Origin of the sequence: Rhodanobacter thiooxydans LCS2, assembly GCF_000264375.1 — a bacterium.
GTDB classification, from domain to species: Bacteria; Pseudomonadota; Gammaproteobacteria; order Xanthomonadales; family Rhodanobacteraceae; genus Rhodanobacter; species Rhodanobacter thiooxydans.
Map to the genome: position 1 here is coordinate 1 of NZ_AJXW01000122.1, position 11,265 is coordinate 11,265.

The 11,265-nt window shown below is 62.7% G+C and carries 8 protein-coding genes, 1 tRNA gene and 1 pseudogene; 9 read left to right on the forward strand and 1 reads right to left on the reverse strand.

Annotated elements, in window-relative coordinates:
- Positions 1-134 precede the first annotated feature (134 nt).
- The 9 genes and pseudogenes from UUA_RS18050 to UUA_RS20350 all read left to right on the forward strand — a co-directional run.
- Positions 135-1,472: a replication-associated recombination protein A gene (locus tag UUA_RS18050; protein ID WP_039954497.1), complete on the forward strand. Its 1,338-nt coding sequence runs from the start codon at positions 135-137 to the stop codon at positions 1,470-1,472.
- Positions 1,473-1,753: 281 nt separating this feature from the next.
- Positions 1,754-3,034 carry a serine--tRNA ligase gene (gene serS / locus UUA_RS18055; protein ID WP_008439588.1) on the forward strand — a complete coding sequence of 427 codons (1,281 nt, stop codon included), beginning with the start codon at positions 1,754-1,756 and terminating at the stop codon, positions 3,032-3,034.
- Complete coding sequence (locus UUA_RS18060) at positions 3,031-3,414, forward strand: hypothetical protein (RefSeq protein WP_008439589.1); 384 nt, start codon at positions 3,031-3,033, stop codon at positions 3,412-3,414. The genes serS and UUA_RS18060 overlap by 4 nt, the downstream gene beginning before the upstream one ends.
- A gap of 190 nt (positions 3,415-3,604) precedes the next feature.
- Positions 3,605-3,694 (forward strand) — tRNA-Ser (locus tag UUA_RS18065).
- Between the two features lie 290 nt (positions 3,695-3,984).
- The gene (locus tag UUA_RS18070; protein WP_008439590.1) at positions 3,985-4,233 is read left to right on the forward strand and encodes a type II toxin-antitoxin system Phd/YefM family antitoxin; all 249 of its coding nucleotides are present in this window, start codon (positions 3,985-3,987) and stop codon (positions 4,231-4,233) included.
- Positions 4,234-4,244: 11 nt separating this feature from the next.
- Positions 4,245-4,499, forward strand: coding sequence for a Txe/YoeB family addiction module toxin (locus UUA_RS18075; protein ID WP_008439591.1), 255 nt, complete (start codon positions 4,245-4,247; stop codon positions 4,497-4,499).
- A gap of 61 nt (positions 4,500-4,560) precedes the next feature.
- A complete protein-coding gene (locus tag UUA_RS18080) occupies positions 4,561-6,483 on the forward strand; it encodes an N-6 DNA methylase (RefSeq protein ID WP_008439592.1) in 1,923 nt (640 codons plus the stop codon).
- An 18-nt stretch (positions 6,484-6,501) separates the two neighbouring features.
- Positions 6,502-9,987, forward strand: a complete 3,486-nt coding sequence (locus tag UUA_RS18085) for a DEAD/DEAH box helicase family protein (RefSeq protein ID WP_008439593.1) — start codon at positions 6,502-6,504, stop codon at positions 9,985-9,987.
- A gap of 358 nt (positions 9,988-10,345) precedes the next feature.
- A pseudogene (locus tag UUA_RS20350) lies at positions 10,346-10,687 on the forward strand (aspartate/glutamate racemase family protein); the annotation flags it as partial.
- 145 nt (positions 10,688-10,832) lie between these two features.
- Here the strand turns inward: UUA_RS20350 and UUA_RS20285 are convergent.
- Positions 10,833-11,265: addiction module antidote protein (locus UUA_RS20285; RefSeq protein WP_008439595.1), on the reverse strand; the 433-nt coding region annotated here is incomplete at its 5' end.

Here is an 11,265-nt window from a genome sequence, read left to right on the forward strand (position 1 = left end):
TATTATTTACGGATAAGTTCTAAGTGTGACCGCCGCGCGGGGCGCGGCGGTCGTCGACCCGGCACGCGGCAGCGCGGCCCCGATAGCCGCCTGGCCACGCCATGGGCAGCAGCGGCATGACGTATCATGCGGGCATGCCCCGTCCCGTCCCCACACCCGGCGCCGGCCTGTTCGCCGAACCCGATGCGCTCAAGCCGCTGGCCGAACGCACGCGCCCGCGCAGCCTCGACGAGATCGTCGGCCAGCAGCGCCTGGTCGGTCCCGACAAGGCACTGCGCCGCGCGCTGGAAGCGGGCAAGATCCACTCGATGGTGCTGTGGGGACCGCCCGGCTGCGGCAAGACCACCCTGGCGCTGCTGGTGGCGCGTTACGCCGACGCGGACTTCCGCGCGATTTCCGCCGTGCTGTCCGGCCTGCCGGACGTGCGCAAGGCGCTGGCCGAAGCCGAGCTGAACTTCGCGCAAGGGCGGCGCACGGTGCTGTTCGTCGACGAAGTGCACCGCTTCAACAAGACCCAGCAGGACGCATTCCTGCCGCACATCGAGCGCGGCGTGATCATCTTCATCGGCGCCACCACCGAGAACCCCTCGTTCGAACTGAACTCCGCGCTGCTTTCGCGCTGCCGCGTGCACGTGCTGGAGCCGGTGTCCACCGGCGACATCATCGCGGCGCTGAAGCGCGCGCTGATAGACGACGAACGCGGCCTTGGCGCGCTGCAGCTGCAGGTGAGCGAGGAGGCGCTGGACTCGATCGCCCAGGCCGCCGACGGCGACGTGCGCCGTGCGCTGACCCTGCTTGAAATCGCCGCCGAGCTGGCCGAAGACCGCACGATCGACGAAGCAACATTGACCCAGGTGCTGGCCGACCGCACCCGCCGCTTCGACAAGCAGGGCGAGCAGTTCTACGACCAGATCTCGGCGCTGCACAAATCCGTGCGTTCGTCCGATCCCGACGCCGCGGTGTACTGGCTGTGCCGCATGCTCGACGGGGGCGTCGACCCCTTGTACCTGGCCCGGCGGATGACCCGCATGGCGGTGGAGGACGTCGGCCTGGCCGAGCCGCGCGCCTGGCGCATGGCGCTGGACGCGTGGGATACCTACGAGCGCCTGGGCAGCCCCGAGGGCGAACTCGGCCTGGCTCAGCTGGCGATCTGGCTGGCCATCGCGCCGAAGAGCAACGCTGCCTACATGGCCTACAACAAGGCCCGCGACGCGGTGCGCCAGGGCGGCACGCTGGAGGTGCCGATGCACCTGCGCAACGCGCCCACCAAGTTGATGAAGGGCCTCGGCTACGGCAAGGGCTACCAGTACGACCACGACGCCGAAGGCGGCATCGCGCTGGACCAGCAGTGCCTGCCCGACGCACTGGCCGGCAACATCTTCTACGAGCCGGTCGAGCGCGGCCTGGAACTGCAACTGCGCGAAAAGCTGCTGGCCCTGCGCGCCGCCCGCGCCAAGGCACGCAAACCGTAGGAGCCCGCTCGCGGGCGATGCTCTCTCCGGGCGGGCAGTAGAGTAGGGCGGGCACTGCCCGCCGCACGATGCACTGCAAAGGCGGGCAGCGCCCGCCCTACGCTGGCTGCTTCGCGGCGCTGCATTGCTCCCTCCCTGCGACCGAAGGAAGTCCCCTTGCGGGACGTGCAGCAGGGGAGGGTGGGGAGGGGTGAAGCCCTCACGCCGCCCAAACTCACATTGCGGCCACCGCCACGCGGCGGCGATAATTCGCGGTTCAAGCCTTCATCCGGACTTCGATCATGCTGGATCCCGCCCTGCTGCGTTCGCACCTCGCCGAAACCGCCACGCGCCTCGCTGAAACCCGCGGCTACACGCTCGACGTGGCCGCCGTCGAGTCGCTGGAGAGCATGCGCAAGCAGCTGGCGACTGAAACGCAGGATCTGCAGAACCTGCGCAACACGCGTTCCAAGGCGATCGGCCAGGCCAAGGCGAAAGGCGAGGACAGCGCAGCGTTGATGGCCGAAGTCGCCGGCATCGGCGACAAGCTCAAGGCGAACGAGCTCCAGCTCGCCGAGGTGCAGGCCAAGCTGGCTGCGATCGCGCTGGGCATCCCGAACATCCCGCACGCCTCCGTGCCGGTCGGCAAGGACGAGCATGACAACCTCGAAGTCGCCCGCTGGGGCGCGCCGCGCGAGTTCGATTTCACGGTGAAGGATCACGTCGAGCTGGGCGAGCGCCACGGCTGGCTCGACGGCGATGCCGGCGCCAAGCTGTCCGGTGCGCGCTTCACCGTGCTGCGCGGCCAGCTCGCCCACCTGCACCGCGCGCTCGGTCAGTTCATGCTCGACCTGCACACCGGCGAGCACGGCTACCTCGAATGCAACGTGCCGGTGATCGTCAACGCCGACAGCATGCAGGGCACCGGCCAGCTGCCGAAGTTCGAGGACGACCTGTTTGCCACCGAAGTGGGCGAAACCAGGCGCTACCTGATTCCCACCGCCGAAGTCTCGCTGACCAACCTAGTGCGCGACACCATCCAGGACGCCGACGCGCTGCCGCTGCGCATGACCGCGCACACGCTGTGCTTCCGCGCCGAGGCCGGCAGCTACGGCCGCGACACCCGCGGCATGATCCGCCAGCACCAGTTCGAGAAGGTCGAGATGGTGCAGATCACCCGTGCCGACCAGTCGCACGCGCAACTGGAGGAAATGGTCGGCCACGCCGAGAAGGTACTGCAGAAACTCGGCCTGCCATACCGCAAGATGCTGTTGTGCAGCGGTGACATGGGCTTCACCGCGGTCAAGACCTACGACCTCGAAGTGTGGCTGCCCAGCCAGCAGACCTACCGCGAAATCTCCAGCTGCTCCAACTGCGAGGACTTCCAGGCGCGCCGCCTGCAGGCCCGCGTGCGCAACCCGGACACCGGCAAGCCCGAACTGGTGCACACGCTCAACGGCTCCGGCCTCGCCATCGGCCGCACCCTGATCGCGGTGATGGAAAACAACCAGAACGCCGACGGCTCAATCAACATCCCCGAAGCGTTGCGTCCGTACATGGCCGGCCTGGAGAGCATCGCGTGAACACGCCGGCATCCGGACACGGCCGCTGGGGCAGGGTGGAGTTCTACACCAGCTTCTTCCTGCTGGCGGTGCTGGCCACGGTGATCGGCATGCGTCTGGGCTTCGACGGCGTATGGCAGATGCCGGTGCTGGATCTCGACCTGTCCGTGGTCGCCATGGCGCTGGTGCTCGCCAGCTTCTGGTTCGCCCGCGACAGCCGCCGCTGGCGCCTCGCCATCGTCGCCTTCGCCAGCGCCACCCAACTGGTGCCGATGGTCGTGCGCGAACCGATACTGCTGGTGCCGCTGCTTGGTGCGCTGATTCCGGTGGCGATCCTGGTGGTTTGCCTGGTGGCGCTGTCGAAGAAGGGCGGCAACGGCCGCCCGCCGCAGAGTCCCTGATAAACTCAGCCGCCGAGAACTTATGGAGAGATGGCCGAGTGGTTTAAGGCAGCAGTCTTGACGCGTAGGCAGGATGCCGAAGCGGACAGCGGCGCAGCCGCTGGCCCCGAAGGGGCGAAGGGCAGGATGCCCGGAGCAAAACTGCCGTAGTGGCGCACAACGCGCGCCTTGCTGCAGGCGACGAGTTTATGGAGAGATGGCCGAGCGGTTTAAGGCAGCAGTCTTGAAAACTGCCGTAGGTGCAAGCCTACCGTGGGTTCGAATCCCACTCTCTCCGCCAGAAACGTAAAACGCCCCCGTGTGGGGCGTTTTGCGTTTCTGATGGTGAGGACTGGGTGAGAACCCACCCGGGTTCGACGAATTCGTCCGGAACGAATTCGGACAGCCGCAGGCTGGCACCGTAGCGCGCAGCGCGAAGGTGTTGGGCCCATGGATGGGCCCAACAATCCCCGCGGACGTCACGCAACAGCGCAATGCATCGAAGCGGGCGTTTCGCTTTTCTGACAATTTGACTGCCAGCAGGTCGTCGGCTAGATTGTGTACAGGATAATGTACATATCGAGGTAGCCGATGGACACCATCACCTACACCAAGGCCCGCTCCAGTCTCGCCGAGACGATGGAGCGCGTCTGCGAGGATCATGCGCCGGTGATCATCACCAAAAAGGAGGAGTCGGTAGTGATGATGTCGCTGGCCGACTACCAGTCCATGGAAGAAACCGCGTACCTGCTGCGTAGCCCCAGGAACGCGCGCCGTCTGCTGGAGTCGATGGCGCAGCTGGAATCCGGTGGCGGTAAACCGCGCAAGCTGGCCCGTTGAACCGAACCGGCATGCAGCTGATCTTCTCCGATGCGGCCTGGGAGGATTACCTCCATTGGCAGGTCCACGACCGCAAGCTGGTGGCGCGCATCAACAAGCTGATCGACGACACCATGCGCCACCCCCTCGAAGGCATCGGCAAACCCGAACCTTTGCGGCACGGGCTGGCGGGTTACTGGTCGCGCCGCATCAACGACGAGCACCGCATGGTCTACAAGCCCGTCGCGGGCGCGCTGCTGATTGCGCAGTTGCGGTATCACTATTGAACAGCGCGCCCGGTACAACCGGGCTTGATGCCAACCCCGAACATCCACACAGGCAGTAGCAGTGATCACAGGCACCATCAAATCCCAGGTCGACCAGATTTGGAACGCATTCTGGAGCGGCGGCATCTCCAACCCGATGGAGGTCATCGAGCAGATGACCTACCTGCTCTTCATCAAGCGGCTGGATGAGATGCAGACGGTGAAGGAGAAGAAGGCCCACCGCATCAAGCAGCCGGTCGAAAACCCGATCTTCAACAGTCGCCAGCAGAAACTGCGCTGGTCGCATTTCAAGGATCTGGGCGATCCGGGGTTGCTCTATCACATCGTGTCCGAGGAGGTGTTCCCCTTCATCAAGCGGCTGGGCGGGCACGGCGGCGAATCCACTTACGCGGCGCACATGAAGGATGCGCGCTTCACCATCCCCACGCCGGCGCTGCTGGCCAAGGTGGTGGACATGCTCGACGCCATCCCGATGGACGATCGCGACACCAAGGGCGACCTCTACGAATACATGCTGGGCAAGATCGCCAGCGCTGGGCAGAACGGCCAGTTCCGCACGCCTCGCCACATCATCAAGCTGATGGTGGACATGATGGCGCCCAAGCCGCCCGACACCATCTGCGACCCCGCCTGCGGCACGGCGGGTTTCCTGGTGGCAGCCAGCGAGTACCTCAACGCGCATCACAGCGACGAGATCTACGCGGACAAGAAGAGCACGAAACGTTTCAACCATGACACCTTCCACGGTTTCGACTTCGACAGCACCATGCTGCGCATCGGCTCGATGAACATGCTGCTGCACGGTGTGGAAGACCCGGCCATCGAGAACCGCGACAGCTTGAGCGAGGGCCACGCCAACGTCGAAGGCCAGTTCAGCCTGGTCCTGGCCAATCCGCCGTTTTCGGGGTCATTGGATTACGAGTCATGTGCCGCTGACCTACTTTCGGTGGTCCGCACTCGAAAGACAGAGCTTCTTTTTGTGGCCTTGGTCGAACGGCTTTTGAAGCAGGGAGGCAGCGCAGCTGTAGTAGTTCCAGCCGGAGTTTTGGAGTCGGATTCAAACGCCCATCAAACAATAAGAAAGAGGCTGGTCGAAAATAATAGATTGATTGCAGTTATTGCGCTCCCTCATTGGGTCTTCAAACCATACGCTAGTGTTGCTACGTGCATTTTGGTATTTCAAAAGGTCGCGACGACTGATCAGGTTTGGTTTTTTCGCGTCGAAAACGATGGGTTTTCTGACGGTGCAAGTAAAGTAGAAGTCGAAGGTAGTGATCTTCCCGGCCTTTTGAAACTCTGGAGTGAGCGGCTCACAAAAGACTACGTGTCGAAGGAGACGAAACACCGTTTCGTTTCTGTTAAAGAGATACGTGATTCCAATTATGATCTTTGTCATAGGGTATATTTATCCGGTTACCGATATCCACGAAAAATTAAGACCGAGCGACTAGGGGATTTGTTCAATCTTGTCAGAGGCGAAACCCCGGCTGCGGGCGCTGTGGAAAACGGTGATTTTCCTTTTGTAACGACCTCTGCAGAAGTGAAGCGTGCGGATCGTTGGCAGATAGACTCCAAAGCAATCGTCATACCCTTGGTATCCTCAACAGGTCATGGTCATGCTTCCATAAAGCAGATTCACTATATTCAAGGAAAGGCGGCACTTGCCACCATCTGCGTTGCATTAGTTCCCAAGACTGATGATGTCGACACGGAGTTCGTGTATTACTATCTGCGTCGATTCAAAGACCAACTGCTTGTGCCGTTAATGAGAGGTTCGGCAAACGTTTCTCTTAACCCAGATCGACTAGCTGATCTAATGCTTCCGATCCCCGATACTTATGAACGAGAAAAGTTCAAAGCCGGGCTGCGCGATTTGAAAAACGAGGTTGAAGCCCTCGAGGTCGCGCTAAAAGAGAAGCTGGAGGATTTGAACGCTGCTCGAGACGCCTTTGGCGGCCGAAGCTTGGGATTCGTCGCGCAGTAGCCAGGACGGGAGCGGGTGATGGCTAGCAACTTTGAGTTTCTACAACCCGAATTCAAACCGCTAGTCGAGCCGGCGAAGGGAGCGGAGCAACTGGTCTATTCCGATCCGCGTGCCTGCGTGATGCGTACGCGGCACGCGCTGGAGCAGGCGGTGCACTGGCTGTACGAGCACGACCGCGATCTGCGGATGCCGTATGACCGCAATCTCAACGCGCTGCTGACCGACCGCGACTTCGAGCAACTGCCGCCACCACCCGTGCTGCAGAAGATGCGGCTGATCCAGCGCTTCGGCAACCAGGCGGTGCATGCGAGCCAGCCGATCGGCCACCTGGATGCGCTGCGGCTGGTGCGCGAACTGTTCCATATGCTGTTCTGGCTTGCGCGCACATATACGCGCGCCAGCGACCCCAAATCCATCGAGGCCACGTTCGACGAAAAGCGCGTGCCGAAACTGGTGCGCGCGGACGAAGCGATTGCGCTGACCCGCGATGAGCTGAAGAAGCAGGAAGCTAAGTTCCAGCAACAGATCGAGGCGCAGCACGCCACGCTGGAGGCGCGCGAGGCGGCCATCGCCGAGCAGGCGGCCACGCTGACCGAACGCGAAGCGCTGCTGGCCAGGATCAATGCGGAGCTTGCCACGGCGCGCGCCGAATTGGCGCAGGCCAAGGCGGCCAATATCGCCGTACCGGATACGCACGACTACGACGAGGCGGACACCCGCCGCTTCTTCATCGACGTGATGCTGCGCGAGGCGGGCTGGGAGCTGGGCAAGAACGCCTCGGTCGAGGTACCGGTGAGCGGCATGCCCAACGCCAAGGGCGAGGGCTTTGTCGATTACGTGCTGTGGGGCAGGGATGGTCAGCCGCTGGCGGTGGTCGAGGCCAAGCGCAGCCTGAAAGATCCTGATGTCGGCCAGCAGCAGGCGAAGCTTTATGCCGATTGTCTGGAAGCCGAAAGAAGCCGGCGCCCTCTGATCTTCTATACCAACGGCAACCATACCTGGCTGTGGGACGACCGGCGCGCGCCGCCGCGCGAGGTGCAGGGGTTTTATTCGCGCGACGAACTGGAACTGGCGGTCCAGCGGCGCAGCATGCAGACCGACCCGCGAACGCTGCCAATCAACACCCGCATCGTCGAGCGCAGTTACCAGCATCGCGCCATCCGTGCCATGGCCGAGGCGCTGGCCGAAGGTCGCCGCGCCGGCCTGCTGACCATGGCCACCGGCACCGGCAAGACGCGGATGTCGATTGCGCTGGTGGAGCTGCTGATGCGCGCGAATTGGGTCAAGCGCGTGCTGTTCCTGGCCGATCGCGTAGCGCTGGTGAATCAGGCCACCGGCGCGTTCAAGGAGCATCTGCCCGATGCCAGCCCGGTGAACCTGGTGACCGACAAGCACGGGCAGGGTCGGGTCTACCTGTCGACCTACCCGACGATGATGGGCCTGATCGACCAGATGGATGGTGACCAGCGCCGCTACGGCGTGGGTCATTTCGACCTGATCGTCATCGACGAGGCCCACCGCAGCGTGTACCAGAAGTACGGCGCGATCTTCCGCTACTTCGACAGTTACTTGGTCGGCCTCACCGCGACCCCGCGCGACGAGGTGGATCGCGATACCTATCACCTGTTTTGCCTGGAAACCGGCGTACCGACCGACGCTTACGGGCTGGACGAAGCCGTGGCCGATGGCTTTCTGGTGCCACCGAAATCGCACTCGGTGCCGATCAAGTTCGTGCGCGAAGGTATCCGCTACAGCGACCTCAGCGACGAAGAAAAGGCGCATTGGGAATCGCTGGACTGGGGTGACCGCGCCGGTGAAGGCGAGGAGTCCACGGCACCGGCCGAGGTGCATGCCTCCGAGGTCAACAAGCAGCTGTTCAACGAAAGCACCGTCGACCTGATGCTGCAGCATCTTATGGAAAACGGCCTCAAGGTCGACGGTGGCGACAAGCTGGGCAAGACGATCATCTTTGCGGTGAACCAGAAGCACGCCGAGTTCATCGCCAAGCGCTTCAACCACCATTACCCGCATTACCACGGCGAGTTCGCCCGCGTGATCACCCACGCGGTGAACTACGCGCAGAGCCTGATCGACGACTTCAGCAGCAAGCTCGACAAGCTGCCGCAGATCGCCATCTCGGTGGACATGCTCGATACCGGCATCGACGTGCCGCAGGTGCTGAACCTGGTGTTTTTCAAGGCGGTGCGTTCGAAGGTGAAGTTCCTGCAGATGATCGGCCGCGGCACGCGGCTGTGCCCGGACCTGTTCACGCCGGGCGTGGACAAGAGCGAGTTCTACATCTTCGACTTCTGCGCCAACTTCGAATACTTCAACGAGAACCCGCGCGGCGCACTGGGCGGCCTGGCCGAGCCGCTGGGCAAGCGTTTGTTCAAGGCGCGGTTGGACCTGTTGTCGCTGCTGCCGCGCGATGCACAGCCAGACGCCCATCCGCTGGCCGAGCATCCGGCGAGCTACGACAAGCTGGTGTTCCTGCGCGACGAGTTGACCGACGCGCTGCACGGTGAAGTAGCCGCGATGAACCTGGACAACTTCATCGTGCGCACCGAGCGCGAGCATGTAGTGCGCTTCGGCGATCGCGAGCAGTGGGTGGCTCTGGACGATTCCGCCCTGGGCGACCTGCGCGCACACGTAGCCGGCCTGCCCAGCGAACGCGAGCCCGAGCACATCACCGCCAAACTGTTCGACCTGATCTGTGTGAACCTGCAGCTGGCGTTGGTGCGCTCTACCCCGGATTTCGTGAGCTATCGCGACCGCATTATCGAGCTGGCCAGCGAGCTGGAAACCCGGGACACCATCCCCGCCGTGCGCGCGGAGCTGGCCTTGATCCAGGAAGTGCAGGGCGAGGAATTCTGGAAGGACATCACGCTGCCGATGATCGAGCAGGTGCGCCGCAGGCTGCGCGGCCTGATCCAGTTCATCGAGCGCCAGTCGATCAAACCCGTCTACAGCATGCTGACCGACGAGATCGGCGAGGCGAAGGAAGTCGTCCTCAAGGATTTCAGCACCGGCATCAACCTCGCCCAGTACAAGAAGAAGGTCGAGGCGTATATCCGCGCCAACGAAAGCCATGTTGCCATCGCCAAGCTCAAGCACAACAAGCCGCTGACGCCCACCGATCTGCACGAACTGGAGCGCTTCGTTTACGAATCCGAACCGGTGGAGAGTCGAACGAGATTTGAGCAGTGCTACGGCAGCGACAAGCCGCTGACCTTGTTCATCCGTTCGCTGGTCGGGCTGGATCGAAACGCCGCCAAGGAAGCCTTCGGCCAATTCCTCGACGAGAGTCGTTACAGCAGCCGGCAGATCCGCTTCGTGGAGATGGTGATCGACCGCCTCACGCGAACCGGTGTGATGGATCCCGGCCAGCTCTACGAGCCGCCGTTCACCAGCCTGCACCATGAAGGGCTGGAGGGAACGTTCGGCGATGGCGACGCGGATGCAATCGTGGGTGTGCTGGTCGAGATCAATCGCCGCGCCGCCTGAGCAGCGGACGCCACCGACGTACGCGGCTTTGCAGGCCGTTGCAGGGACGGCTGCCACTCAAAGGAAAAGGTGTCAGGGACAATTTTTGTTGCTAGGTGCCACACGCGACTTCTCCAGTGCCGACCAAAGAGTCCACGCTCGCGGGGCCTCATCGTTTGTGGCGAACGTCACCATCGGGACCATCGCAGGGAATCCCTTGATCCGGCAGCCGCGTCGCGCGCGCCGGGTTCCTTGCCCTGCATTCTGGCCCATGCTTTCCCCTTTTCACGCCCGCCAGCATGCATGGGACTTTCCTGCAGCGGATGGAGCTGTCTGCCTTCGTCGCGGGAATCGGACGCCACGGGTCAGCGAGGAGGCTGTGCAAGTGAGGACCCTGGGATTGATTGGCGGCATGAGCTGGGAGTCCACCGTCTCCTACTACCGGGAGATCAACGAGGCGGTCAAACAGCAGCTCGGCGGATTGCACTCGGCCACGCTGGTGCTGTTCAGCGTGGATTGCCACGAGATCGAGCAATTGCAGCATGCCGGCGAGTGGGAGAAGGCCGGCGAGGTCCTGGCGCAAGCTGCATCCGCACTGGAGCGGGCTGGAGCCGAAGGCCTGGTGATCTGCACCAACACCATGCACAAGGTGGCGGCACAGGTGCAGTCGGCCGTCTCGATTCCCTTGTTGCATATTGCCGACCCCACGGCCGCAGCGATCGGAAAAGGTGTGAGGGGCAATTTTTGCTTCACGGCGCTGGTGCTCGCCAGCTTCTGGTTCGCCCACCACAGCCGCCGCTGGTGTCTCGCCATAGTCACCTTCGTGCGTCCATTACGCCCAAGGGTGTCGATACGGCGAAACGTTGTCAGGCGCTAGCCCGGCGCTTCGCCTGCTTGACGGGCGCGATTTTCTTGGCAGTGATCTTCTTCCGGACAGCGACTTTCTTGCTGGTTGTGGCTGCCTTTGGCTTTGCCATCACGCGCACGCCCAGCGCGCCCAGGATCCTGGATACGGTGACGAATCCTGGTTTCGCGCCTGGGCGCAAGGCCTTGTAGAGGCTCTCACGACCCAGGCCACTGTCTTCGGCCACTTTCGTCATGCCGCGTGCGCGCGCGATATCTGACAGGGCAGACAGCAAAAGATCGGGGTCGCCATCCTCGAAGACCACGTTGATGTAAGCCGCAATGGCTTCGTTGCTGTCGAGATACTCAGCAGCATCAAACGTTGTGAATGTCGTTGACATGACTATTGCCTTGCACTTCGTAATTGTGGATTTCGTGGCGGATTCAACTCCGAAG

Excerpts from the sequence above, each read along its gene's own strand:
- UUA_RS18050 (WP_039954497.1), top strand. The coding sequence starts at position 135 with ATGCCCCGTCCCGTCCCCACACCCGGCGCCGGCCTGTTCGCCGAACCC.
- serS (WP_008439588.1), top strand. The coding sequence starts at position 1,754 with ATGCTGGATCCCGCCCTGCTGCGTTCGCACCTCGCCGAAACCGCCACG.
- UUA_RS18070 (WP_008439590.1), top strand. The coding sequence starts at position 3,985 with ATGGACACCATCACCTACACCAAGGCCCGCTCCAGTCTCGCCGAGACG.
- UUA_RS18075 (WP_008439591.1), top strand. The coding sequence starts at position 4,245 with ATGCAGCTGATCTTCTCCGATGCGGCCTGGGAGGATTACCTCCATTGG.
- UUA_RS18085 (WP_008439593.1), top strand. The coding sequence starts at position 6,502 with ATGGCTAGCAACTTTGAGTTTCTACAACCCGAATTCAAACCGCTAGTC.